This is a genomic window from Mesorhizobium sp. M0563 (assembly GCF_040321065.1).
GTDB lineage: Bacteria > Pseudomonadota > Alphaproteobacteria > Rhizobiales > Rhizobiaceae > Mesorhizobium.
On sequence record NZ_JAMYQV010000017.1, the window covers coordinates 76,726 to 101,294 of the forward strand.

Consider the following 24,569-nt stretch of genomic DNA (forward strand, 5'->3'; position numbering starts at 1 on the left):
AAATACAGGGAGAAGAAACATGAACTGGTCCAAATCAATGCTGTTTGTCTCGGCGGCCGCGCTGGCTCTGAGCGCCGCCGCGGCACACGCCGAAAACATGCCGAAGCGCATCGGCTACGTTACCAATTATGCCACCCATGAATGGTATCAGAACGTCATCAAGGGCATGCAGGCCCGCGCCAAGGAACTCGGAATCGAGCTCGAGGTGCAGGACGCCAATCTCGACATCGCCAAGGAGGTTTCCGCCGCCGAAGACTTCATGGCCAAGGGCGTCGACGTGCTGATTGTCACGCCCGTCAACGAGGAGGGCGTCGTACCGCTGCTGCGCCAGGCGAAATCCAACAACGTTCCGGTCGTGCTCGAAGGCAATCCGGTCAAGGGCATGACCACCATGGTCGCGATCTGCGACTACGACACCGGCTACACCGCCGGCGTTGAAGCCGGCAAATACGCCAAGGAAAAGCTCGAAGGCAAAGCCAAGGTGATGAATGTCGGCCTGCCGCTGCTGTCCGCCACGGTGCTGCGTTCGCAGGGTTTCATGGACGGCCTGAAGACCATCGTCCCCGACGCGGTCATGGTCCACGACCTCGACGGCGGCGGCAATCCGGACCGCGCGCTCGAAGTCTCTTCGGCGGCACTTGCCAAGAACGCCGACATCAACATCATCTACGGCATCAACGATTCCTCGTCGCTCGGCGGCCTTCAGGCCTGGAAAGCGGCCGGCAAGTCGCAGGATGGCCTGTTGACGGTCGGCACCGGCGGCGAAGGCCTTGCCTTCATCAATGCCATGCAGAACGAGCCGTCCTATCGCATCGAAGCCGCGATGTTCCCGGAAAAGGAAGGCTACACCGCCATCGATGCAGCGGTTAAGCTCTTCAACGGCGAAGAGGTGCCGGAACACATCGTCAGCCCGACCGCGCCGATGAACGGCGACGACTGGAAGAAGTTCTACGACTACGACGGCACCACACGAACGATCAAATGGGATGCCGTCAATGCGCTTCAGCCACCGGAAAAATGCATGAAAACTTCCGCCGACCTGAAGAAGTAAGGATTCCGGGTAGCCCTTCCCGCGCCGCGGGAAGGGCATCGGATCGGATGCAGGCGGCAAAACAGGTCAACCGCCCTGTTTTGGCCGGCAGTTTCCAAACGGCGACGGCACCCGATGCGGCCCGGAAATGAAATGGACATGAGCGAGCTTACGCAATCCTCCGCGCCAAGGCGTTTCATCGGCGGCCAGCTGCTGGGCAGCAGCCAGCTGGTGCTCGGCGTGATCCTGGCCGTGCTCTGCATCGCCATCTCGATTGCGGCGCCGCAATTCTATTCCGAGGCCAACATCATCGCCATCCTGCGCCAATGCGCGCTGGTGCTGATCGTCGCCTCCGGCATGACGATGCTGATCATCACCGCTGAAGTCGACCTGTCGGTCGGTGCGTCGCTGGCCTTTGTCGGCTGCATCGGCATGGCCGTACTCAATTCAACGCACAGCCTGACGCTCGGCCTGCTGGCGGCGCTCGCCTTTTCCGGTGCGGTCGGCCTGTTCAACGGGCTGGTTGTCACCAGGCTCAAGGTGAACTCGCTGATCGCCACCATCGGCACCATGATGATGCTGCAGGGCGGCGTCTATCTGTTCACCCGCGAAGCGGTGCAGAACCACCACCGGCTTGCAAGCTTTACCGATCTCGGCGCCGGCTATATCGGCGCGATCCCGCTGCCGGTGGTGATTGCCGCGCTGATTTTCGCGCTGGCCGCGGCAACGCTGCGCTTCACCACGCTCGGCCGTTATCTTTACGCGGTCGGCGCCAATGAGCGAGCGGTCCGCCTCTCCGGCGTGCGCTCGCAACGCCTGAAGCTGTTCGCCTTCGTCGTCACCGGCCTTTGCGTCGGCATTGCCGGCATGATCCTGTCGTCGCTGATGAATGCCGGCCAGCCGACCGCCGGCCGCGGCTTCGAGCTGACCGTGATTGCCGCCGTCATCCTCGGCGGCACCAGCCTGCTTGGCGGGCGCGGCTCGCTGCTCGGCACGCTGCTTGGAGTGCTGGTGCTGAAGGTCATCGACAACGGCATCATCATCCTCGGCTGGAACCAGGACCTGCAGATGGTGGTGCCGGGCATCGTCATCATCCTGGCGACCTATCTCGACATCGTCCGGAACAGAGCCAATGTCGGTTGACTTCCTCCATCCCGGCAAAACCGCGGCCGTCGATAAAAGCGTGCCGGCGCTGGAGATGCGCGGCATCGGCAAGCGCTTTCCCGGCGTGATGGCGCTGGACAATGTCGATCTGACCCTGGAACCCGGCAAAATCCACGCCCTGATGGGCGAGAACGGGGCCGGCAAGTCAACGCTGATCAAGATCATGGCCGGGGTCTACGGCAAGGATGCCGGCACCATCTGCCTGCGCGGCCGCGAGGCCGACATCAAGTCGCCGCGCGACAGCCTGAAAGAGGGCATCAAGGTGGTGTTCCAGGAGATCGCGCTGATCGCCGAATTCAGCGTCGCCGAAAACATCTTCCTCGAGGGCTATCCGACCGGCAAAGGCGGCTCGATCGACTGGAAGAAGATCCGCGCCGACGCGGCCGCTCTGTTCAAGCGCATCGGCTTCAACGTCGACCCGGCAGCGCGCACGGGATCGCTGCCGGTCAGCCAGCAGCAGATGGTCGAGATCGCCCGCGCGCTCGCCCATGAGGCCCGCGTCGTGGTGATGGACGAGCCGACCTCCTCGCTGACGCCGAACGAGGTCTCGCTGCTGTTCACCGTCATCCGCCGGCTGGCCGCTCTCGGCATCGCGGTGCTCTATGTCAGCCACAAGCTCGACGAGGTCTTCGAGATCGCCGACACCGTGACCGTGCTGCGCGATGGCCGTCACGTCTCGACCAGGCCGATCGGCGAGCACACCAACGACACGCTGATCCAGGACATGATCGGCCGGCGCATCGAAAACCTGTTCCCGCGCAAGCGCAGTGCGCCGGGCAGCAAGGTAGCGCTTTCGGTTGAAGGGCTCAGCACCGCCAAGAAACTGAAGGACGTATCGTTCGAGGCGCATGCCGGCGAGGTCCTCGGCTTCTTCGGCCTCATGGGGGCCGGCCGGACCGAGCTCGCCAAGGCCATCGTCGGTTACGACCCGATCACTTCCGGCGCCATTTCGGTCGATGGCAGCCGGCTGCTGCCGCACGACACGCACACCGGCGTCCGGCTCGGCATCGGACTGCTCACCGAGGATCGCAAGAGCGAAGGGCTGATGGGCGAGCTGCCGGTCTACCAGAATGCCAGCCTCGCCTCGCTCGGTGCCTTCGCCAGAATGGGCTTCGTCGACAAGGCCAGGGAACGCAAGGCGGTGCAGGACTATGTCGACCGTTTTCGCATCAGGACGCCCAGCCTGTTTCAGCTGGTCAAGAATCTGTCCGGCGGCAATCAGCAGAAAGTGCTGATCTCGCGCTGGCTGATGCGCGGTCTTAAGGTGATCGTCGTCGACGAACCGACCCGCGGCATCGACGTCGGCGCCAAGTCGGAGATTTTCGCGCTCATCGACCGGCTCGCCGGCGAAGGCTTGGCGGTCGTCATGATGACGTCCGAAATGCCTGAGCTGCTGGGCCTTGCCGACCGCATCGCGGTGATGTGCGAAGGCCGCCTCACCGCGATCATGCCTCGAGAAGAGGCCACGCAGGAGAAAATCCTCAATGCGGCAATCGGCTAAGATGATGACGCTTCGCAAAGGGAGCAAGCGATGAGCCTGGCAGGCACCCGGTCCATCGAAGCCGCGCCGTCCATGCTGGCGCGGTTGCTGGCGCGGCAGGAACTGGCGCTGCTGGCTTGCCTGATCCTGGTCATTGCGTTCTTTTCCTTCACAGCGGAGAACTTCTTCTCGGTACGCAACATCACCAATGTGCTCGGTCAGGCGTCGCTGGCGCTCACCGCCGGCATCGGCTGCGCCATCGTCTTCATGTCCGGCGAGGTCGACATCTCGATAGGGTCGCTGCTGGCGACCATCGCCCTGCCGCTGATCATCATCATGAACGAAACCAACTCGCTGCTGCTCGGCATCAGTGGTGCGCTGCTGTTCGGGCTGATCATCGGCGTCGTGAACGGCTATCTGACGGCCTATGCCGGCATCAACTCGCTGATCGTGACGCTGGGCACGATGTTCATCATGCGCGGCGGCGTCTATCTCTACACCGGCCAGCGCGCCATCCCCGACGATGCCGCGCTCGACAGCTTCATTGCGCTGTCGGACGGCCGCCTGTTCAATGTCATTCCCTATTCGGCGGTCATCGCCATCGTCCTGCTCGCCGTCTTCGCCTACATGATGCAGCACCGGCCGTTCGGACGGCAGATCTATGCCGTCGGCGGCAATCCGGAAGTGGCACGGCTGGCGGGTTACGACGTGCGCCGCGTCAAGTTCATCTGCTTCATCATCAGCGCACTGCTAGCAACGGTTGCCGGCATCATCCTGGCCGCCCGCGTCGGCTCTGCGCAACATACGGCCGGGCTGAATTTCGAGTTCCAGGTCGTTGCCGCCACCGTGCTTGGCGGCGTGAGCCTTGCCGGCGGCATCGGCAGCCTGACCGGCATGGCGCTTGGCGTGCTGATCCTGCAATTCCTGTCCAACGGCCTGCGCGGTCTCGGCCTGCCGACCGAGTGGCAGCTGGTCATCACCGGCGTGATCATCATTGCCGCCGTCGCCTTCGACGAAGCGAAGCGCCGGCGTGCCATTGGAGGCTGATATGGATCGTCTCAAAGGGAAAACCGCGATCGTTACCGGCGCCGCCGACGGCATCGGCCATGCAATCAGCGAGGCGATGGCGCGTGAGGGCGCGCACGTCGTCCTCGGCGACATCGCCGACGAGAAGGGTGAAAAATTCGCGGCGGAACTGCGCGCCGCCGGCCACCGCGCCGACTACGTCCATTGCGACGTGGCGGAGGAGGCCGATATCGCCGCCCTCATCGACGCAGCCGTCGCCAAGACCGGCCATCTCGATATTCTGGTCAACAATGCCGCTATCGCCATCGGCGGCATGCCGGTTCACGAAATGACCGACGAGCAGTGGCACCGGCTGATCGCGGTCAACCTGACCAGCGTGTTCCGCGGCTGCAAATATGCGCTGCCGCACATGATCGCGCAGAAATCCGGCTCGATCATCAACATGGCCTCGGCGCAAGGTCATATCGGGCTCGACGGCTGGACCGCCTATGCCGGCGCCAAGGGTGCGGTGATGGCGATGACGCGCCAGATGGCGGTCGAGTTCGGCCCGCTCAACATTCGCGTCAACTCGATCTCGCCCGGCACCATCAACACGCCAATGAACGACAAACTGGTCAAAGAGATCGGCGGCAACCTCGCCAAGGCCTGGGTGAAGATGCATCCGCTCGGCCGCATCGGCAAACCGTCCGAAGTGGCCGAAGCCGCCGTCTATCTCGCCTCCGACGCCGCCGGCTTCACCACCGGCACCGACCTGCGCGTCGACGGCGGCCTCACCGCAGCACCCCGCTACGTACCCGACCTGCTTTGACAACCAACGAGACAAAAATGAACAAGGCCCTCGAAGGCGTCCGCATTCTCGATTTCAGCCATCTGCTGCAAGGGCCGTTCGCCACGCAGCTGCTCGGCGACATGGGCGCCGACGTCATCAAGATCGAGCGTGCCGGCGCCGGCGACATGTTCCGCGGCATGACCTTCTTCGCCAAATGGGTCGGCGGCTCCGAAAGCCCGAATTTCCTCGCCTGGAACCGCAACAAGCGCTCCATCGCGCTCAATCTGAAGAGCCGCAAGGTGCATGCCATCATCATGGACATGGCGAAGAAGGCCGATGTGGTGGTGCAGAATTTCCGCCCCGGCGTGCTCGCCAGGCTCGGCTATGGCTACGAGGATTTCAGGGCGGTCAATCCCGCCATTATCTATTGCTCGGGCTCCGGCTATGGCGAGGAAGGCCCCTATGTCGAGCGTCCCGGCCAGGACATGCTGATCCAGGGGCTGTCTGGGCTGATCTCCAACACAGGCCGCGGCGACCAGGCTCCGGTCCCGGCGGGTGCCGGGCTCGCCGACCAGATCGGCGCGATGAACATGGTCTACGGGATCCTGTCGGCGCTCTACTATCGCGAGAAGACCGGCAAGGGCCAGAAGATCGAGGTCAATCTGCTGGCCGGCATGCTGGCGCATCTCAACCAGGAATATGTCGCCGTGCTCAATCTCGGCGAGGATTTCGTGCGCCCGAATTCCGGCATCGGCCATCCCGGCATGCAGGCGCCGTTCGGCATCTACGAAGCAAAGGACGGCGGCTACGTGTCGATCGCCATGAGCCCGTTCAAGACGCTGTATGAAGTGCTGGAGGCGCCGCAGCTGGCCGTCTACGACGATCTCAAGATCTTGTTCGACAAACGCGACGAAGTGTTCGACAAGGTCAACGCCGAGACCAGGAAGTTTGCGACGCAGGATCTGCTGGCGCGGCTGCTGGCAGCCGACATCTGGTGTGCCGAGGTGAAGGACATAAGGCGCGCGGCCGAGGACCCGCAGGTCAAGCACCTGGGCATGATCACCAGCTACGATCATCCGCGCGGTGGCAAGGTCAGGGTGGTCGCACCGGCCGTCAAGATGAGCGAGACGCCGGCTACCATAGAGCGGCCGGCGCCGCTGGTCGGCCAGCATGGCCGCGAGATACTGGCCGAGTTCGGCCTCTCCAGCGGCGAGATTGCAGCACTTGAGGCGTCCGGCGACATGACCGTGGATGCTGCCTGACGATGAGCGTTTACCAGACACTCAGTTTGGAAATATCCGGGCGCGTCGCGGTCGTCACCTTCCGGCGCGCCGATCAGCTCAACGCGATGAACCGGCTGATGCAAAGCGAGATCACCGAAGTTTTCGAGGCGTTGTCGAAGAATGACGGCGTCGGCGCGATCGTGGTGACCGGCGAGGGGCGCGGCTTTATGGCCGGCGCCGACATCAAAGAATATGCTGCCCAGACAGCTGCAGAGTTCGACGCCTTCCAGGCCGCCGGCACACGCATGTATGCGGCGGTCGAGCAGAACCGCAAGCCGGTCATCGCCGCGGTCAACGGTTTTGCGCTCGGCGGCGGCATGGAGCTGGTGCTGTGCTGCGACCTCGTCATCGCCAACCAGTTCGCGAAGCTCGGCCTGCCCGAGATCAAGCTCGGGCTGGTCCCCGGCGGCGGCGGCACGCAGCGCAGCGTCCAGAAGCTCGGCCGCAACCGCGCCAATTTTCTGCTGATGACCGGCGCCATCGTGCCGGCTTCCGAGTTCGTCGGCACCGGGCTGGTCAACGAGATCGTCGATGCCGAAAGGCTGATGCCGCGGGCGCTGGAACTCGCCGAGATGATCGCCGCCGAACCGGCCGCAGCGATCGAGGGGCTGAAAGCGCTGACAGCGCATGCCGTGTCGGGCAATCTGGCCGGCGGCCTTGCCATGGAGCGCGACATACTGGGCAGCCTCTACCGCAGCGAGATCGGCCAGCGGCGCGTCAGGGAATTTGCTGAAAAGAGCGCGGCACGGGCCAAGGCTGCGAAATGACGTCCCTGGTCAAGCAAAACCGGCCGCGCTTCACCGATGTCGAGGGCCTGGCCGCGATGGTCGGCGGCGGCGACGTCTTCGGCGTCGGCGGCCATCATTTTGCCCGGCTGCCGATCGCCCTGCTGCGCGCCATCGCGCGGTTGGGCGTACGGGATTTGCGCTACGTCTGCTGGGCCGGCGGCCTGCCGCTCGAGCTGCTTCTCGAAGCGAATGCCGTGGCGGAAATCGACCTCTGCTTTTCCAGCCTCGATATTTTTGGCTTGCCGCCCCGTTTCCGCGCGACTGCCGAGACCAGTGCCGTGCCGGTCCGCGACTGGACCGCGCTGGCCATGATCCAGGCGTTGCGGGCGGCACAGCAGAACCTGCCGTCGATGCCGTTTCAGCTTCCGCAGGGTTCGGACATGCCGGCGCGCGTGCCCGGCGCGATCGCCGCGCCCGATCCGGTCGACGGAATCACGACCGGGGTCATCCCGGCCTTGCGGCTCGATACGTTCGTCGTCCATGCCCAGCGTGCCGACGAGAGCGGCAATGTCCAGATCATCGGACCACGGGCGCTGGACTTCGCCATGGCCGGCGCGGCGCGCCAGGTGCTGGTCACGGTCGAGGAAATCGTCCCGGTCGGAGCGCTGCGCCATGCTGGTCGCCAAAACATTTTGACCCGCAACCAGGTGTCGGCCATAGCGCTGGCGCCAGGCGGCGCCTATCCCGCCTCCTGCCTGCCATTCTATGTGACGGATTATCAAGCGTTGGCGGGAGCGTTGGCGGCCAAGGAGATACCTTTGGCGGACAGCCTGAGCGTGCCTTCGGAAGGTGTGCCGGAGCGGGTTCAAGACGCTGCGAAAGTCCGCGCTGAAACAGTTCTCGCAATGCCCGGGCTCGTGCACGGCGAAAAGAAGGCATCCATCGACGAGATCATCGCTGCCCGCATCGCCGCCGAGCTCGACAATGAGAGCTTTGCCAGCGCCGGCGCGGTGTCGCCGCTCGCCAATGTCGCCTACCGGCTGGCCAAGGCGACGCACGCGCCGGACATGATCATCGCGACGATGAGTTGCGGTCATCTCGACATAGCGCCGAGCCCGATGATCCTGTCGTTGATCGAGAGCCTCGATTGCGAGACAGCGGTGGCCCATGCCGGCGGCGACGACACCTATTCGACCTATTACCAGGCCGGCGCCGTGACGCATGAGATCGTCGGTGCCGCCCAGGTCGACCGACGCGGGCGCGTCAACACCATTGCGCTGCGCAAGCGCGACGGCAGCCTCATCCGGCTGCCCGGGCAGGGCGGCATGGCTGATGTCGCCAACATGCATCGCGATTATCTGCTCTACGTCCCGCGCCACTCCCCGCAGTCGCTGGTCGACACCGTCGAGATCGCTAGCTCGGCGCGCGGCTTGCTGACAGAGGCCGAACGCGAGCCGATGGGCTATCGGACCGGCGCGGCGCTGGTGTTCACCGATCTTTGCATCTTTCGGCTCGACCGGGAGAGCCGGCAATTGGTCATCGTCGAGACCATGCCGGGCGTGACGCGCCAGCAGGTCCAGGATGCCACCGGCTTCGCCCTGACATTCGATGCCGATTGCCGCGAGGTTCCGCTGCCCTCGAACGAGACGCTCGACATCCTGCGAAACCGCATCGACCCGCTTGGCCTGCGGCGTCTCGAATTCGTCAGCGCCAAGGAGCGTGGCGCGCTTATCGCCGAGATCCTGGCGGCCGACCGGCTGATGGTCGAGCGCTGTATTGCCGTGCAGCGGTCGCATACCGCAACAGGCTGAAGAGGGGTGGCGCATGGCAAAGCCGTTGCTCGAAATGTCGGCCGCGAAGGTCTTCTTCGACGGCATCTTCACCAGCCCGCGCGTCGCCCATCCGGAAGGCGTGGCTATCCATCGCGACGGCTCGATCTGGTGCGGCACCGAAACCGGCGACCTGCTGCGCCTCGCCGCTGATGGCGGCTCCGTCGAGCACATGGGCGGCACGGACGGCTTTCTGCTCGGCATCGCCTTCGATAGCGCGGGAAACTGTTTTGCCTGCGATTTGAGACATTCGGCGATCTTTCGCTGGAATGCCGGAACGGGTCATATGGAGCGCTTCGCCTCGGCTGGCATCCGCGTGCCGAACTATCCGATCGTCGACGAGACACGAGGCTGGCTCTACGTTTCCGACAGCCTCGGCGAAGACAACCGCTCCGGCATCTTCCGCTATGATTTGCAGATGGGCGAAGGCGGCCTGTGGTGTAGCGAGGCCATGGCCTTCGCCAACGGCATGGCGATGGCGCCGGATGGGAGCGGGCTTTATGTGGTGGAAAGCCATGCAGCCTGCGTCAGCTATGTACCGATCCTTGCCGACGGCACGGCAGGGTCTCGCCAGCTCGTTGTGGAGGGCGTGAACAATGTTCCCGATGGCGTCGCCTTCGCGCCTGACGGTTCGCTGTTCATCTCATGCTACGAGCCCAGCCGTATCTATCGCTGGCGAAAAGATCGCGGGCTCGAGGTGCTGGTCGAGGATCCGGCGGCAACGACGCTCGCCCATCCCACCAACATCGCCTTCAAGGGCGACAGGCTTTACACCTCAAATCTCGGCCGCTGGCACATTACCGAAATCGACCTGACGGCGATTTATTAGGTCGGGCCGAACAGGGCGGCGCTCCTCAGGGCTATTGCAGGCGGCCGTGACTGGAGCGGATGCGCAACACCTGCACCCGCGACGGCAACTCGATCAGGAACTCTTCGTCCCGCTCGAGATGGTGGATTTTTGTCGGATCGCCGCCGGTGAACGCCGCCATCGCCTCGACATTTTCCCAATAGGAAATCGTCACGAACTCTGCATGGGTCGGCGTGTCCTCGCGAAAGGTCTGCACGCCCAGCGCCTTCTCGATCAGCGGCTTGATGCCGGCTTCATAATTGTAGCTTTCATAGGCGTCTGCCTTCTCAGGCAAGGTTCTGCCGCGCCAGATACGAGCGATGGTTGGAGTTTTCTCTGTCATGGCCATTGAATCCTGCTGTCTCGAATCGTTGCGACTCGGCATTCGGCTTGGCAAGGCCAGCCAAGCGATGCATCTGCCAGCGACGGTTTTCGCCCTCCCCGGTCGTCATAGGGGGCGCCGCCTCAGCCAGGGCCTCCTTGCCGACCGGTAGGAGACTTACTCCTGATCCTCGGCGCCTGCTCCGTGGAAGAAGGACCGGATTTCCTGCATGTCGACGCTGCCGTCACCGTCCTCATCGACGGCGTTGAATATCCGCCCGACGAAATCCTGGACTTCGCTCTGAGAAAGCGCGCCATCGCCATCCGCATCCACTATGGCGAACATCATGCGCATCCTCGCGCCATGCATCCCGCGTGCAATACCACCGCGGCCTCCCATCTCCCAACCTCGGTCAGGCGGGCCCATCCTGTAGTCACGATGCCAGTGGTCGCGACCTCGCCGTTCTGTCCGGGGCGCGCGATCCTCTTGCATTCTCTCCTCCAGCATCTCAGTCATCATCTGGCGCATCATATCGCGCATGGCATCCTGCCCGTTCACTGCGGGCGACGGTTCGGCGCCACGATCCGGCGCCGGCGCCGCGGGCGGGCTCGTCTGGCCGAATGCCGGCGCGGTCAATATGGCCAGCGCGGCTGCAATTACAGTGGTTTTGCTTGCGAGCGTCATCGTAACCTCCATCGGTATGAATTGGTGGCCGAACGTGGTCTGCATCCAAGCCAAACCGGCTGCTCGCCTCATGGTTCCTGGGCAGTCGGCACGGCCGCACAAAAGTCCGCCCGATCGCGGCAACGAAAGCGGCTTGCCCACGTTGCCATTGATGCGAAGCTCCACCAGGAGGAAAAAATGGCTGACGATAAGAGCAAGCGAGATTTCCGCGACCGCGATCGCGTTTCCGCGGAAGATGAACGTGAAGTCGAGTATTTTGCCCAACAGAACGGCATCACCGCCGACCAGGTCCGCCGGCTGATCAAGAGCTTCGGCAATGATCGCGGGCGCCTGACCGAAGCCGCGAAGGCGTTGCGAGGGATTTCACCTGCCGGAGCCGACGAGGTGACCAGGGAAGCCCGCCAACAGACAACGCCCATGCATCTCGACAAGGAGTGATGCGTGGCAGCTACTCTGCCGCTGCCGCGGCGTCAGAACTTGCGGCTCAAATAATCCGAACCGCGAAGGCCGAACCGCCACTCCGCATCGACAGCCTTGGAAATGCCGATCCGGCGGCCTGTTAGAACGGCGCTGGCGTCGCCCGGCTGCCTGAATTCGAATGGCGGCACGTCCAGCGGCAGCCCGTCATGGGATTTGTCGATTGCCAGCGCCTGGCAAAGGCGACCTGGTCCCGAACAAAGCAGCCCGGGATCGTCAAGGCCGCGATTGGCCCGCATCACGTCCAGCCCGGATTGCGGCTCGATTGCGCGGATGAGCACGGCACTGCCGGGCAGGCAGACGGCATTGAGGCACCAATGCAGGCCATAGGAGCGATAGACATAGGCGCTGCCTGGGGTGCCGAACATTGCGCCATTGCGCACCGTCCTGCCACCGAAAGCATGCGAAGCCGGGTCATCGGGGCGATAGGCCTCGGTCTCGACGATGATGCCGCCAACGCCGTGCAAAAGCAGCGTGGCGCCAATCATGTCGCGCGCCACGATGGTGGCGTCTCGGGCAAAGAATTGATGGGTCGTGATCACTGTGCAGCAGACTCGATTGCGCCTGAACGTTGCGCGTCAGCAAAGTTCCCGGACCGGACACAAAATGTCCAGCCACTGCTCTCGGATGGAACGTATTCAGCGCAGCATGGCTGCGCCGATGAAAACCGCCGCGGCCAGCACGACGATGGCGGCAATCACCAGCACCGGCCCATATCTGCGCGGCTGGACGTCGGGCTCATCCCTGAGCGGGCGCATCGCATCGGCATAGCTCGCCTGGTTGGTGAACTCCGGCTTTTCATGAGGCGCAGACCGATCCTTTGCCGGAATGCTGCCGGCCGATTCCGCGTCCGTCTCCATGGGAGCCGCGGCTGGGTCGATCCCCGGTGTCTTATCCCCTCCGCGCCCGGCGTCGATATCGCCCCGCGCTTGAGCCGGGCTTCGCCCAACAGGTGCTGCGTCGGTCATCGTCGAGGTCCTTTCAGAGCATCGGCCTCAAGCATTCTAACCTGCGTCTCATTTCAAAGTTCCCCCGTTTCAAAGTTCCCCCTTTTTGAAGTTCCAACGAGCGGAAGCCGCCTAGGCCTGTTTACAGGAACAACCGACGATCGAGCGGGTTGAGCAAGCATTGGGGAGAGCAAGATGGACTTGGTGCGCCACGCGCCTACATGCGCGGCAGTTCGACAACGGGCCCCAGCGAGCGCGCATGATCTACTTCACCGCCGACACGCATTTCAGCGACCCGCGCATTCTGCGCATCGACCGCCGCCCGTTCGGCTCGCTGGCGGAGCATGACCGGGCGCTCATTGCGTTCTGGAACGAGACTGTCGGCCCGGACGACGAGGTCTGGCACCTCGGCGATTTTGCCAAGGGCTCGGCGTCCTTCGTGTCGTCGCTGCTGTCGTCTCTTCATGGCAGCAAGCACTTGATCATCGGCAACAACGATGCTGCGGCCACCATCGACGCCAGGGGTTGGGCGAGCACGCAACACTACAAGGAGCTGACGCTCGACGGCAGTCTGCTGATCCTTTGCCACTATCCTTTTCGCACCTGGAACCAGATCGGCCGGAGGTCGATCGACCTGCATGGCCATTCGCACGGCCGGCTCACCCCGGTCACGCGCCAGTATGACGTCGGTGTCGACAGCTGGGATTTTCGTCCGGTCACGCTTCCCGCCATCCTCGCCAGCCGCGGCCGCCGGCCGGCGCGGACAAAACCCGGCTGAAGGCGGCTGGCCGCAACCGGAACCTCCGCGGAGCTGAGGCGTTCGAAAAATTGCAAGGCGTAAAGGCAACGGCAATGGCTCAGAAGATCACGACAGGCATGAATGACCGGCCGCGCAATGAAACCATCGGCCAATCCGGCGAAGGCCTGCCGGACGACAGCAGCAGGCAGCTCGAGGTCGACGAAGGCTGGGTCGCCCGGCTGAGAGACAAGCTGCTGGGAAAACCCCGGCAAGCCGCTCAGACCAACGCGGACGAAGTTCCGGCAGGCGTTCCCGGGGCAGGCGAGAATATCTGCCGCCGCTGTGCAGGGTCAGGCATGATCGACGGCCGGACCTGCCCCGAATGCGGCGGAATCGGCAAGGTGACGACGCCGATCGGCGGAGGCTAAAGCAAATTCCAGGAAAAGTGTGAAACAGTTTTCCGTCCAGAATTGCGTCAAAACAAAAAGACAGACCGGTTCTGCGTTTCCGTGAAACGATGAACCGTTCCAGCGCGGATCAGATCGCCGGCACCCACTTCCAGAACACGCCCTCCTTGCGGTCGGGGTAGTGCTTGAACTCGCATTCGAAGCGCCAACCGTAGTTCTTCGCGGCGGCAAGCGCTTCCTTGCTGACCGGGTTCATGCCGGTTCCCGGCGCAAACCAGTCCTCCAGCAAGTCATCGGGGACATAGGCGCCGATCCTCAACGGCAGCTTTTCGAGGACGACATCCATTTCGGGTGGTGCAGGCACAGGGGCGCTCCTTTGAGATCAACTCACGAAGAAGTCGTTCGAGGTGGATTGGGTTCCAGGGCGCCGGAGATCGGGGGTGATTGTCATGAGGGGCAGAGGTCAAAGTTCCCCCTTAGGCGTGGCGATGGGACCAGGAAGCACTAAACGTCAGATCGTGGAAAACGCTGCCTCGCTAAACTCCCTGCCAAAGGTTGCATCATCGACCTTTCTGCCACGTGTGAATATCAGCGTTCGCCAAGCGTCCTCGCCGTCGATGGTGATTGTGACTTGGAAATCTATGTTGGCGTCGGTTTTTGATGACCCGTTCGCCCGGAGTGCTGGGCGACCGCCGACGGTGACGGGTTGCCACTCTGTTGTGACGGTGAAGTTTTCCGAGATAGCTTGCTGAATAGCCGTTGCATAGGCCTGCGGATCGATATCGCTAGCCCCCAATTTCTCGTGGCCGAATAGCGCCTCGGCCAACAGGCTGTCCGCCGCGAAATGGTATAGATCCCCACCCTTCGCCTCAATGTCTTTAGGGTGCCATGTGCCAGAGAGCAGCGTCGTTCTCTTAGTTATTGGGTTCCGCCATGTGAACGACGCAAGCTCCTGCCGATCCAGTTCCTCCGTGTGAGCGACAAAGGCTATGAAGCCTCCGACGAGGCCCACGAGTATCAGCACTCCCAGCGATTTGCGGAAGGCGGAGACAGGTCGGGCTTCAACCCGACCTCTTCCTAAATCGTAGCTGGCTGGTTGGCCGGCAACTACCTTTCTGTATTGGGAGCCTTGCGTGAATAGCGCGATGAAGGGAATACCTATTGCGAGGCCTTCCGTCCAAACCCTCATCTCCCTTTTCAGGAAGAACCCCAGCGACCCCTGCTGGGTAAGCTTTCGAACTGTGATCCCCAATAAGGCCTTGCCTATCGTGTTGCCGAAGGTGGCAGTACAGAGCGCAAGGAGGATCATTACGATAGGCAGGAAAATCAGCCCGAGGACTTTATCATTTGCGCTGTTTAAGGCGAGCAAAGCTGATGGGAGATAGAAAGCTAACACCAAGCCGAGAGAGATCGTTAGCATTGTGGTGACGAGCCAGACGTCGAGGCATCGAGCAAGAAACCTTAGCCAAGGCCCTGCCAACGGCAACTCTTGAAGTCTCGGGATGCCCCCGCTTATTGACGTTGCGATGACCGGCGGGGCTGAGCTAGAGCCCGGTAATGGTGGTGGTTTCTTTGGGATAAGTTCGAGCAGTGAAGGCACGTCCGAAAGTCGCGCCCAATTCGGCATTTCTTCGTTCCAAACAAGCGTCGCCGAATTTATTGTCCCACTTTTGATTAGCGCAGCAAGCTCATTAGTTGACAACGGTCCAACGTGATCCAAGTTTTTTGCGTAGTACCACATCGACCCCTCCCTCACCCGAGACAATGAAGCGCCAAGATGGACTTACTTGCAAGAGCTTCAATGTCTGACCCCCAGCGTATCTTTGCGTCATGGCAAACTTGTTTTGGGGCGGGCGCAACGGCCGACTAAATTCGGGGTCAGAAATTCGAGAGGTCATCTTGCTTGGCGCGGGGCTGCCTTCCCCCTCGGGTGCCGATGGGACCGTTCAAACTTCAAAGGCCACCCTCCCTCGACGTAGCGCGAATCCAGCGGGGAAATCCGCGCGGGTTGAGACTCTGTTCTTAAAGGCAGCAGGGGTGCTCGCCTTGACTTGTACTGTTGATCGACGGGAGGGGCGTAGAGACGGGAGCGAGTTTTACTGTGAAGCAGTGCGGACAGGCTTCAGGTCGCCCCGTCCGCCCGGTCTCTCAGCGCGGCGATGATCGCACTGGGCGCTCCTCTCATGATTCCGATAATGTCGCGGACGGGGCCTTGCAGAGTACCCGCTAGCGCCAACAACTCTGGTCTTCCGCCTAGGCGGTAGTTCGTCGCTTGCAGAGCGTCGTCGTATAGGCACTTCGTGATGCAAGATACGATGGTGGTGAGAAAGCTGACGTAGCCGGAAATCAATGGGGGTCCCCAGCCAGAAGCTTGGCTGAACCTATGCACAACGACATCTCGCTCATCGAAGAGGCCGTTCCATTTCGAAACGATCTCTTGAAGCCGCTGGTCAGGCTCAAGATCGGGATAAAGCGCTGTTGCTGACGGTTGAGCTTGAACGCCCTTCCAGAACTCTCGCATGCCTAGCTTTTCGGTGATCTCGGAGATTTGCTTGGACCTCATGTTAGCCCGGTTGTAGGTGATTTCCTCGGAGAAAAACTCAAAGCCGGGCTCATCTGAAAGGCATTTTGAGAGTTGCGCGACAATCACCTTAGAGTCCAGCTTGGCGTCCTTTTGCGATTTTCGGAGCAACTCGATAGCGCCACTAAGATTGGCGCCAGCGAGTGCAGGCCGCAAATTGCTATATCCTACAGAATACTCTTGAATAAGCTTAAGGTATTCTAGCGCAAGCGCCCGAATGCCCTCCTCAACGATCGATGCGAGAGATACCACCACGTTGTTGCAAACCAACACTCGCAATTCGGCAGGAGCGCTGGCGCCTTGAACGAAAGCAACAAGGCTATCCGCCTGTGTTAGGGCGTCGCTGATTTCCTTCTCGACAAGCTGCAAACGCGCCAGCGCGTCTCTCATCGCAGGAACTTGTCCAGTATGGCGCCCACCACCGCGATGCGCTCTTTGATGGCCGCAGCAGTGTTTGCTTGCCCGGTAAGAAGGTCCCGCCGATCTCGCTTAAGGTCCTGCAAGGCCGCCCTTATGGCCGCGGCGTGCGGCTCCAATTTCTCTATAGATGCTTCGCGCCTGCCAAGTGCCCCCATAATGGCATCGTAGAGAGCAACCGACACTCGCGGCCCTTTGCCGTGACTACCTTCGAGGAGAAAGGGGTCATCCCCAAATATCAGCCTCGCCTTCGAAATTGTCTTTTCGAACAGTTTTCGGCTCAACGCTATTTCGCCCTCTGAGAGCTTCTGTCGCCGAGTCATAGTTTTGTTCAGGATGCTATCCATCGAGCCCGCGATGTTGGCATCATTGTCCAAGGCGAAGAAACGGAGGACAATCTGGCAATCGCCCATGGTGCTATAAAGCCGGTTCTTCTGTCGGTCCGGATTCTCATAGTATTCGCTTTGGTCGGTTTCCGTATACAGCGGGATGCCAAAACAAGCACAGAAATCAGCGTTTCGGGATAACTCAACGATTAAGTCATTGAACGGCCCTCGATAGATACTATTGCGCATCTCCTGACGGTTAAGCGGTTGCCCGCCAGTGTTGAGCCGTTCAAACACATATCGCCTGACAAGGTATGGATCGGTAGCGTCACTTTGCGTCTCATGCAGCAGCACTACGGCGCTAAGGGAGGAACGGTCCAGTGCCCGCTTTAGCCTTGGCGGTAGACGCCGATATGTCCGCTTATGTAGGAAAGTGAGCTTTTCAAGGCCGCTCAAAGCAAAGTCATTTTCGAGAAATGAATGGATAGCATTGAGGCGCTGCTGGCCGTCCATAACTTCGTATCGAGCCAATTCATTTTCGTACAAAAATATCGGAGGCACAGGGATGTTCAGGAGGAGGGACTCGATTAGCAGAGATTTCTTCTTGTCGTCCCAACGAGACCGTCTCTGATATTCAGGCCGCAGATTGAAGATTTCCCTATTGTCTATCAGATCGCGAATCTGCGGTAAAAGATAGTTATGTGTCTGATAAACGACACGAAACGATATCTTGCTGTACGCTTCCTCGATCTCAGCGTCTGTCGTGGGATTGCTTGTAAGAAACTCTTCGATCTCGTCGTCGCTGAGTTCCAGCAGAGTTTCATCGGTGATGTTTGGCATCCTCATCCCTCGTCCTGGTTCGTAGGTTTGATTTACGCGGAAGAGGAACCATCGTCCAATCCCATCTATCTCTGTTCCTTCGAGAGAGTTTCACAAATCGCCCAACCCTCATCGCATGGTTTGAGACCGAGATACGCAAAGAACGTCAGGTGGAGGGGATTGCCGAAGCTAAAGCCGGGGGAAGATGGACGGCCGGCCAAAGTTGCTCACATCGCACGTGGAAAGTCGCATTAAGGATATGCGGATCGAAGGAATAAGCATTCGAAAATTGCAGTGGAGGCGGGGGTTCTCGGAGGCGACGTCGTTAATGAAATCAACGAGTTAATTGGCGCACCCGACAGGATTCGAACCTGTGACCTCTGCCTTCGGAGGGCAGCGCTCTATCCAGCTGAGCTACGGGTGCCTTCAGGATCGGTGATCCCAAAAACGAACCAGCCGGTAAACCGGCCAGCCACGGCTTCTTAGCGGAAGCAGGCGCCGGCTTCAACGGGCAATCGCGGGCGAGCTCAAGTTGCCGTAGCAGCCCCGGGGAGGCAGACACTGTCCCGTCCGGCGGTCGCCGCCTGCTCATTGCATCATGGTAAGCACGGCCTTGCCGCTGATGCTGCGCTGCCGCAGCGCGTCGAGGGCCTGGCCGACGTCCCGCCACGGCACGGTCAGGACCACGCGCGTTTCGAGCCGGCCGGCTGCGATCAGCGCGAGCAACGAGGCGATGTCGGCGCCGACCTCCGGACCGGAAGCGTAGTAGGCGAAGGTCTGCAGCCGCGCGCCTTCGTGACCCGGGACGAACTGGCGGAAGCCGATGGGCGTGAGTTCGCCGCTGCTCGAGCCGAACATGACGACGGTCCCGCCGGGCGCCACCCGTTCGATCGCGTGGGCGAGGCTGTCGCCGCCGACCGACTCGGCAATCAGCGAGAACAGTCCTTCGGCGAGCTCGATCGATTCGACGACCCGCTCGGCTCCGAGGTTACGGAGATCTTCGGCATGCCGCGCAGCGGCGACCGCCACCACCGACGCGCCCTGCTGGCGGGCGATCTGGATCTGGAAACGGCCGACCGCGCCGCTTGCGCCGGTAATCAGGACCCGCTGGCCGGCCAGGTCGCCGCCGTGGCGCAGGGTCCGCAGCGCGGTCGTGCCGGCGACCGGAACGGTGGCGGCGGCGACGAAGCTGACATCGTCCGGCAGCACGGCGAGATGGTCTGTTGGAACGGCGACATTTTCGGCCCACCCGGCCTCGTCGACCAGAGCCGCAACCTGGGCGCCGACGGCCGGCCCGGAGCCATCGGCCGCCGCGCGCTCGACAATTCCGGCGACGTCCTGGCCAGGCACCCAGCCGTTCGGGCGGATCTTGAGCAGGCGCAGTTCGCCGCGGTTCAGCGAGACTGCCCGGACTGAGACCAGCGCCTGGTGCGGGGCGGGCTCGGGCTCGCCAAGCTCGGCGAGTTTCAACCCGGTGGCGCTCTCGGAAGATGTGACCAAAGCGAGCATTGGTATCGTCCCTTCTTGCTGCGCGGCGGCCGCCAGCCTGTTTTTCGCGCCGGCTTGTCGGCCCGACGTTCGGAACGCAAGCAGGGCATGGCTAGCTGAAAGCCCGCCTGCCAGCTTCTGAGTTACTCAAGGCCCTAAACTATCGACTTTCCTGCTTAAGTAATTTAGATATCGTAGCATTTGATCGCTAAAATAAGTCAATGTGAGACAACCACTCCGCTACCCTTGGCCGAATTTCGATCCGGATGACGTCCTTGCGCCGGCAATCGCCGTGCGCGTTGACGTTACCGAAACCAGGGCGGAGGTGCCGGACCACCGCCACCGCAAAGGCCAACTCGTCTTCGCGCTGGGCGGTGGCGTCACATGCCGCGTCCCCAGCGGCCTGTGGATGGTGCCGCCGCATTGCGCGGTGTGGATTCCGGGCCGCATGGAGCACAGCAATATCGCGACCGCCAATGCCCGGATTTTCTTCGTCTATATCGAACCGGGTGCTACCGACCTGCCGGACCGGTGCTGCACGCTTTCGATCACGCCGTTGCTGCGCGAGCTCATCATAGAGCTGGCGGATCGCGTTGAGGACGATGACGCGAGGGGCGAGCTCCTGACCAGGGCTCTGCTCACCGAACTGCCGCGCATGCCTGTCCAGCAGCTGCACCTGCCGATCTCGTCCGAGCCGCGCTTGAGGCGCATCGCCGCGGCGTTGGCGCAAGATCCTGCCGATCGCAGCACCCTGGCGGAATGGGCCAATCGCGTCGCACTCAGCGAGAGCAGTCTGGCACGTGTCGTGGTGAAAGAGACAGGGCTGACCTTCGGGCGCTGGCGCCAGCAAATGCATTTGATCGTCGCATTGAGCGAGCTGGCCTCCGGCGCCAGCGTGCAGCAGGTTTCGGCCGATCTCGGTTACGAATCGGTCACCGCCTTCATCACCATGTTCAAGAAAGCGCTTGGCAAGCCGCCGGCAAAGTATCTCAGCAGTGTCGCGCAAAACGGCGGTTCTGCGTTTGTCGCCCGATGAGCGCCTGATTCGCCGCCCGCCGGACGTCACCCCTCACTGCTGCTCGGCATACAACAGCCGCGTCGTCGCATTCGCCGTCCCCGTCGACAGGCTGCGCTGGATCAGCGCCTCGACATGGTCGTTGCGCTGGCGCGCGCTGTCGGCGCCCATCACCACGATGATCAGCCGGTGCCCGTCCGCATTATAGGAGGTGACGATGTTGAAGCCGGAAGCGCGGATGTAGCCGGTCTTGATGCCGTCGACGCCGCGCACCCGGCCGAGCATGTCGTTGTGGCCGCGCACCAGCCTGCCGCGAAACATGAAGTCGCTTTCGGAGAAATAGTGGAAATGCTGCGGGAAGCGGGCGTGCAGCGCCATGCCGAGCACCGCCATGTCGCGCGCGCTCGTGTGCTGGTCGCCGTCCGGCAGGCCCGAGGCGTTGCGGAATACCGTGCTGCTCATGCCGATCTGGCGCGCCTTGGCGGTCATCATGCCGGCGAACGCCTCTTCGCTGCCGCCGAGATATTCGGCGACGGCGACCGCCACGTCATTGGCCGATTTGACGACGATGGCGCGGATCGCCGAATCGACGTCGATGGTCTCGCCGCGCCTGAACCGCAGCTTGGTCGGCGGCTGCCGGGCGGCGTTGTCCGACACCGGAATTTGCGTCTCCTTGCTGATACGGCCCTGGTCCAGCGCCTCGAACAGAAGGTACAGCGTCATCATCTTGGTCAGCGACGCCGGATAACGCAGCGCCGTCGAATTGACCTCGAACAGCGTCTTGCCGGTGCCGGCATCGATGACCATCGCGGCATATTTCTGCGGCGGCGCCGGCACCGCCAGCACGCTGTCAGGGGGCGTCACCGTCGTACAGCCGGCCGCAAACAGCAGCAGCATCAGCACCGCGACGTAATTGTGGATGAGCGAAAAGAAGCGGAAGGCGGACAAGTCGGTTCCGAAGGCAGGCTGTTTCTGAGACGAGGCGAAGCTATCTTAACGCAAAGGCACAGTCCATTTGGTTAATATCGTCGCGCCCTGCAATGGTGCCCTGTCCACAGGCAGACGTGGCGGCTGTGCCAAGCCGTCCGATGCGAATTGCCGGCCGCCGCGCTTGCGCAAGGGGCGGCGAGTGGACTTTGCTGGCGCCGGCAGAATCGGGCCGCCAGAATCGGGCTGGCAGAATCGGTAGGTGCGCACATGGATACGGTCACGATTACGGCAAAGGGGATTTCGGTATCGGTTGATCTTGCCGTCGGCCATCTCGCCGACATGGCGATCGAGATCGACGGCCGTCGGCTGAAGCCGCTGCATCGCGCACCCTGGGTCGAAGAGCCGCGCGAGACGCTGCCGAAAGATCTGCCTGAAGGGACGGTCCACCTGTCCGGCGATTTCCTCTGCGCGCCGTTCTCGACCAGCGACGTCGAAGCGGCACCTTTGCATGGCTGGCCGGCCAATAGTCGCTGGGACGTCGTCGACAGCGCAGCAACGGCCGATGGCTGGCGCGCCGTCTTCCGTCTGCAGCGTCCGGTCATGGGCGCGACCGTCGACAAGATCCTGACCTTGCGCGACGATCATCCGTTTCTCTATCAGGAGCACGTCTTTTCCGGCGGCGCCGGCGCCATTCCCGTCGCCCATCACCCAATGACGGGGATGAAGGCCGGCGGCAGGCTGGCCTTCTCGCCGAAGCGCCTTGCCGCGACGCCGAGCGAGGCGCCGGAGCCCGATCCGGCCCGCGGCCGCTCTTTGCTCGCCTACCCGGCACGGAGCGCCGACCTGACGCGCTTTCCCGCCGCCGACGGCGGCATGATCGACCTGACCGCCTATCGCATGGACCAGCAGCGTGAGGACTTTGTCACGCTGGTCGAGGCCGATCATGGCGGGCCGGGCTGGACCGCGCTGGCGCGCCAGGCGGAAGCCGATCTCGTGCTGGTGCTGAAGAACCCAGCCGAACTGCCGGTCACCATGCTGTGGGTCAGCAATAGCGGGCGCGATTATGCGCCATGGAGCGGCCGCCACCGCGGCGTGCTCGGCATCGAGGACGGCCGCACCGCCGTCGGCCATGCCGCATCGCTCGGCGACAACTGGCTGAAGCATGAAGGCGTGGCGACCGCCTTTGCCCTTTCTGAAGGGCGCAGCTTTTCGTTCCGCCATGTCATCGGCGCACTGCCGTGGCCGTCCGGCGAGCCGCCGCGCGACGTCGCGAGCTTACCGGGCCGCATGCGCATCCTGGCCGCCGACGGCGCCGTGCGCGACATTGGCTTCGACAGCGACTTCCTGCGGATCGGCAAATCCAGGCCCAATTGAAGGCCTGGCACAATCCGGCGTTTGAAATTTCCGAAAACTGCCGCCAAAATGCGCCAGAACCACCGTAAGGGCCCAATGTCAGAGATCGCCCATATTGCTGCTGCCATCTTCAAGCGCGCCGGCAAGGCGCCGCGCTTCATCGTTGCCATTGCCGGTCCGCCCGGCGCCGGCAAATCGACATTGTCGGCAGGCTTGCACGACCTGCTGCCGGAAGGCACGGCGGAAGTCGTGCCGATGGATGGCTTCCATTACGATGATGTCGTGCTCGAGCGACGCGGCCTTCGCCAGCGAAAAGGTGCCCCGGAAACCTTTGATTTTGCCGGCTTCGAAACGCTGCTCAAGCGCATCCGCGCCCGCGAGCGGGATATCGCGATCCCGGTCTTCGACCGCAGCATGGAGCTGTCGCGCGCCGCCGCTGCGATCATCGCCGCCGACACCAAATTCATCCTGGTCGAAGGCAATTATCTGCTGCTCGACGAAGAGCCATGGACCCGGCTGGCGCCGCTGTTCGACTTCTCGATCTTTGTCGATGTGCCGCGCGCCGACCTCGAGCGCCGACTGCTGGAGCGATGGCACGAGCACGGCCGGTCCGACGAGGACGCGCGCGCCTGGATTGCTTCCAACGACATGCCGAACATCGATCGCGTGCTTGCCCGTCGGCGGCCCGCCGACCTGGTGGTTGGTGAACAGGCCTGATCTGTAAGGACTGTTCGGCCGGAACCTTAACACTTTCAGGCCGTTATCCCGGACACGGCAATCGTGCCGCATGAGGGAACAGTTCGATGGAAACCATGGCAAGAAAGCCTGCGCCCGCCAAGGGCAGGGCAACACGATCAAAAGCAACCCGAGCGAAAACCAGCGCCGGCCCGGCAGTGGCGGCCCGCTCCAAGGACGCCGCAAAGCCCAGCTTTGGCAAGGCGGCGCCGAAGAAGGTGGTGCCTGCTGCGAACAAGGCCGCAGCTCCCAAAGCCGCCAGCCCTAAAAAGCCGGCAAGCAGCAGAGGCTCGATCGCAGGCAGCGCAATGCGCACCGTCAAAACGACGGCCAACGTCGCCGCCGGTGCCGTGCTTGCGACCGCCAAAGGTGCGGCCTCGCTTGCCGCTTCCGTAGTCGGCAAGGGCGGCTCAAAACCCCGGACCAAGGCAAAATAGCCGGGCCAGTCAGGCTTTCGATCAGGCTCTGGCCGGAATGGTGAGGCCCCTCTGCACCGCCGGCCGGGCAAGGCCGCGCTCCAGCCATGCGCCGACGCAGGGGAAATCGTCGAAACCGACGAGTTCCCGCGCCTCGTAAAAGCCGATCAGATTGCGCACCCATCCAAGCATCGAAATGTCGGCGATGGTGTAATCGTCGCCCATGATCCAGCTGCGGCCCTTGAGCCTCGTTTCGAGGACGCCGATCAGCCGTCGCGACTCGTCGCGATAACGTTCCAGCGGGCGCTTGTCGGCGATTTCGCGCCCGGCGAATTTGTGGAAGAACCCGACTTGGCCGAACATCGGCCCGATCGAAGCCATCTGGAAGAACACCCACTGGATCGTCTCGTAACGCAGCGTTGCGTCTGCCGGGACCAGCTTGCCGGTCTTGTCGCTGAGGTAGAGCAGGATGGCGCCGGATTCGAACAGGCCGATCGGCTTTCCGGCCGGGCCGTCCGGATCGATCATCGCCGGTATCTTGCCGTTCGGGTTCAAAGACAGGAATTCCGGGGTCCAGCTCTCGTTCTTGCCGATGTCGACGGCATGCGGCTCGTACGGCAGGCCAAGTTCCTCCAGCGCGATCGATATCTTCACCCCGTTCGGCGTCGGAAACGAATAAAGCTGGATGCGGTCGGGATGGCTTGCCGGCCAGCGCGTGGCAATCGGAAACGCGGACAGATCGGTCATCGAAACTCCT

The 24,569-nt window shown here is 62.4% G+C and carries 27 protein-coding genes and 1 tRNA gene; 15 read left to right on the forward strand and 13 right to left on the reverse strand.

Annotation, left to right across the window (positions count from 1 at the left end; translation table 11 throughout):
* The first annotated feature begins 19 nt into the window (after window positions 1-19).
* The 9 genes from NKI50_RS21105 (at window position 20) to NKI50_RS21145 (ending at window position 10,138) form a co-directional block, all read left to right on the forward strand.
* Complete coding sequence (locus NKI50_RS21105) at window positions 20-1,051, forward strand: sugar ABC transporter substrate-binding protein (RefSeq protein WP_023720489.1); 1,032 nt, start codon at window positions 20-22, stop codon at window positions 1,049-1,051.
* Window positions 1,052-1,189: 138 nt separating this feature from the next.
* Window positions 1,190-2,173, forward strand: coding sequence for an ABC transporter permease (locus tag NKI50_RS21110; RefSeq protein WP_023720488.1), 984 nt, complete (start codon window positions 1,190-1,192; stop codon window positions 2,171-2,173).
* Window positions 2,163-3,695, forward strand: coding sequence for a sugar ABC transporter ATP-binding protein (locus NKI50_RS21115; RefSeq protein ID WP_352717479.1), 1,533 nt, complete (start codon window positions 2,163-2,165; stop codon window positions 3,693-3,695). Before NKI50_RS21110 ends, NKI50_RS21115 begins: the two co-directional genes overlap by 11 nt.
* A 30-nt stretch (window positions 3,696-3,725) precedes the next feature.
* Window positions 3,726-4,721: an ABC transporter permease gene (locus NKI50_RS21120; protein WP_352640323.1), complete on the forward strand. Its 996-nt coding sequence runs from the start codon at window positions 3,726-3,728 to the stop codon at window positions 4,719-4,721.
* Between the two features lies 1 nt (window position 4,722).
* Window positions 4,723-5,508, forward strand: a complete 786-nt coding sequence (locus NKI50_RS21125; RefSeq protein WP_352640322.1) for an SDR family NAD(P)-dependent oxidoreductase — start codon at window positions 4,723-4,725, stop codon at window positions 5,506-5,508.
* Between the two features lie 17 nt (window positions 5,509-5,525).
* Complete coding sequence (locus NKI50_RS21130) at window positions 5,526-6,731, forward strand: CaiB/BaiF CoA transferase family protein (protein WP_352717481.1); 1,206 nt, start codon at window positions 5,526-5,528, stop codon at window positions 6,729-6,731.
* A gap of 2 nt (window positions 6,732-6,733) precedes the next feature.
* On the forward strand, window positions 6,734-7,519 hold the full coding sequence (locus tag NKI50_RS21135; RefSeq protein WP_352717483.1) for an enoyl-CoA hydratase/isomerase family protein: 786 nt from the start codon (window positions 6,734-6,736) through the stop codon (window positions 7,517-7,519).
* Complete coding sequence (locus NKI50_RS21140) at window positions 7,516-9,291, forward strand: CoA-transferase (protein WP_352717485.1); 1,776 nt, start codon at window positions 7,516-7,518, stop codon at window positions 9,289-9,291. The genes NKI50_RS21135 and NKI50_RS21140 overlap by 4 nt, the downstream gene beginning before the upstream one ends.
* A gap of 13 nt (window positions 9,292-9,304) precedes the next feature.
* Window positions 9,305-10,138, forward strand: a complete 834-nt coding sequence (locus NKI50_RS21145) for an SMP-30/gluconolactonase/LRE family protein (protein WP_352640319.1) — start codon at window positions 9,305-9,307, stop codon at window positions 10,136-10,138.
* Between the two features lie 31 nt (window positions 10,139-10,169).
* Here NKI50_RS21145 and NKI50_RS21150 read toward each other — a convergent pair whose 3' ends face one another.
* Together NKI50_RS21150 and NKI50_RS21155 are read right to left on the reverse strand one after the other, a co-directional pair.
* Window positions 10,170-10,499: an antibiotic biosynthesis monooxygenase family protein gene (locus tag NKI50_RS21150; protein WP_352640318.1), complete on the reverse strand. Its 330-nt coding sequence runs from the start codon at window positions 10,497-10,499 to the stop codon at window positions 10,170-10,172.
* 156 nt (window positions 10,500-10,655) lie between these two features.
* Window positions 10,656-11,162, reverse strand: coding sequence for an EF-hand domain-containing protein (locus NKI50_RS21155; RefSeq protein ID WP_352717488.1), 507 nt, complete (start codon window positions 11,160-11,162; stop codon window positions 10,656-10,658).
* A 24-nt stretch (window positions 11,163-11,186) separates the two neighbouring features.
* On the opposite strand from NKI50_RS21155, the gene NKI50_RS21160 reads away from it, so the two are divergent.
* Window positions 11,187-11,600 (forward strand): DUF3606 domain-containing protein, encoded by a 414-nt coding sequence (locus tag NKI50_RS21160; protein WP_352717490.1) that lies wholly within the window; start codon window positions 11,187-11,189, stop codon window positions 11,598-11,600.
* A 32-nt stretch (window positions 11,601-11,632) separates the two neighbouring features.
* On the opposite strand, the gene NKI50_RS21165 is transcribed toward NKI50_RS21160, so the two are convergent.
* Both NKI50_RS21165 and NKI50_RS21170 read right to left on the reverse strand, forming a co-directional pair.
* A complete protein-coding gene (locus tag NKI50_RS21165) occupies window positions 11,633-12,181 on the reverse strand; it encodes a DNA-3-methyladenine glycosylase (protein ID WP_352640315.1) in 549 nt (182 codons plus the stop codon).
* Between the two features lie 96 nt (window positions 12,182-12,277).
* A complete protein-coding gene (locus NKI50_RS21170; protein ID WP_352640314.1) occupies window positions 12,278-12,607 on the reverse strand; it encodes a hypothetical protein in 330 nt (109 codons plus the stop codon).
* Window positions 12,608-12,845: 238 nt separating this feature from the next.
* Here NKI50_RS21170 and NKI50_RS21175 point away from each other — a divergent pair, with 238 nt between their 5' ends.
* Entirely contained in the window at window positions 12,846-13,364 is a 519-nt protein-coding gene (locus NKI50_RS21175; RefSeq protein WP_352481465.1) for a metallophosphoesterase, read from the forward strand.
* A gap of 74 nt (window positions 13,365-13,438) precedes the next feature.
* The gene (locus NKI50_RS21180; RefSeq protein WP_352481523.1) at window positions 13,439-13,753 is read left to right on the forward strand and encodes a hypothetical protein; all 315 of its coding nucleotides are present in this window, start codon (window positions 13,439-13,441) and stop codon (window positions 13,751-13,753) included.
* A 109-nt stretch (window positions 13,754-13,862) separates the two neighbouring features.
* Here NKI50_RS21180 and NKI50_RS21185 read toward each other — a convergent pair whose 3' ends face one another.
* The 6 genes from NKI50_RS21185 to NKI50_RS21210 form a co-directional block, all read right to left on the reverse strand.
* Complete coding sequence (locus NKI50_RS21185) at window positions 13,863-14,096, reverse strand: hypothetical protein (RefSeq protein ID WP_352481466.1); 234 nt, start codon at window positions 14,094-14,096, stop codon at window positions 13,863-13,865.
* Window positions 14,097-14,243: 147 nt separating this feature from the next.
* Window positions 14,244-15,473, reverse strand: coding sequence for an RDD family protein (locus NKI50_RS21190; protein WP_352481467.1), 1,230 nt, complete (start codon window positions 15,471-15,473; stop codon window positions 14,244-14,246).
* 381 nt (window positions 15,474-15,854) lie between these two features.
* On the reverse strand, window positions 15,855-16,703 hold the full coding sequence (locus NKI50_RS21195; protein ID WP_352481468.1) for a HEPN domain-containing protein: 849 nt from the start codon (window positions 16,701-16,703) through the stop codon (window positions 15,855-15,857).
* Window positions 16,700-17,896, reverse strand: a complete 1,197-nt coding sequence (locus NKI50_RS21200) for a GmrSD restriction endonuclease domain-containing protein (RefSeq protein ID WP_352481469.1) — start codon at window positions 17,894-17,896, stop codon at window positions 16,700-16,702. Before NKI50_RS21200 ends, NKI50_RS21195 begins: the two co-directional genes overlap by 4 nt.
* A gap of 326 nt (window positions 17,897-18,222) precedes the next feature.
* Window positions 18,223-18,299, reverse strand: a tRNA-Arg gene (locus NKI50_RS21205).
* A gap of 164 nt (window positions 18,300-18,463) precedes the next feature.
* Entirely contained in the window at window positions 18,464-19,384 is a 921-nt protein-coding gene (locus NKI50_RS21210) for a zinc-binding dehydrogenase (RefSeq protein WP_352481493.1), read from the reverse strand.
* A 202-nt stretch (window positions 19,385-19,586) separates the two neighbouring features.
* Here NKI50_RS21210 and NKI50_RS21215 point away from each other — a divergent pair, with 202 nt between their 5' ends.
* A complete protein-coding gene (locus NKI50_RS21215; protein WP_352640312.1) occupies window positions 19,587-20,399 on the forward strand; it encodes an AraC family transcriptional regulator in 813 nt (270 codons plus the stop codon).
* A gap of 33 nt (window positions 20,400-20,432) precedes the next feature.
* Here NKI50_RS21215 and NKI50_RS21220 read toward each other — a convergent pair whose 3' ends face one another.
* Complete coding sequence (locus NKI50_RS21220; RefSeq protein ID WP_502896921.1) at window positions 20,433-21,326, reverse strand: D-alanyl-D-alanine carboxypeptidase family protein; 894 nt, start codon at window positions 21,324-21,326, stop codon at window positions 20,433-20,435.
* Window positions 21,327-21,575: 249 nt separating this feature from the next.
* Here NKI50_RS21220 and NKI50_RS21225 point away from each other — a divergent pair, with 249 nt between their 5' ends.
* Both NKI50_RS21225 and NKI50_RS21230 read left to right on the forward strand, forming a co-directional pair.
* Entirely contained in the window at window positions 21,576-22,682 is a 1,107-nt protein-coding gene (locus NKI50_RS21225) for a hypothetical protein (protein ID WP_352640311.1), read from the forward strand.
* Window positions 22,683-22,757: 75 nt separating this feature from the next.
* A complete protein-coding gene (locus tag NKI50_RS21230; protein ID WP_352640310.1) occupies window positions 22,758-23,378 on the forward strand; it encodes a nucleoside triphosphate hydrolase in 621 nt (206 codons plus the stop codon).
* 43 nt (window positions 23,379-23,421) lie between these two features.
* On the opposite strand, the gene NKI50_RS21235 is transcribed toward NKI50_RS21230, so the two are convergent.
* Together NKI50_RS21235 and NKI50_RS21240 are read right to left on the reverse strand one after the other, a co-directional pair.
* Window positions 23,422-23,730, reverse strand: coding sequence for a hypothetical protein (locus tag NKI50_RS21235; protein ID WP_352717495.1), 309 nt, complete (start codon window positions 23,728-23,730; stop codon window positions 23,422-23,424).
* Window positions 23,731-23,854: 124 nt separating this feature from the next.
* On the reverse strand, window positions 23,855-24,559 hold the full coding sequence (locus tag NKI50_RS21240) for a glutathione S-transferase family protein (RefSeq protein WP_352640308.1): 705 nt from the start codon (window positions 24,557-24,559) through the stop codon (window positions 23,855-23,857).
* Between the last annotated feature and the right edge of the window lie 10 nt (window positions 24,560-24,569).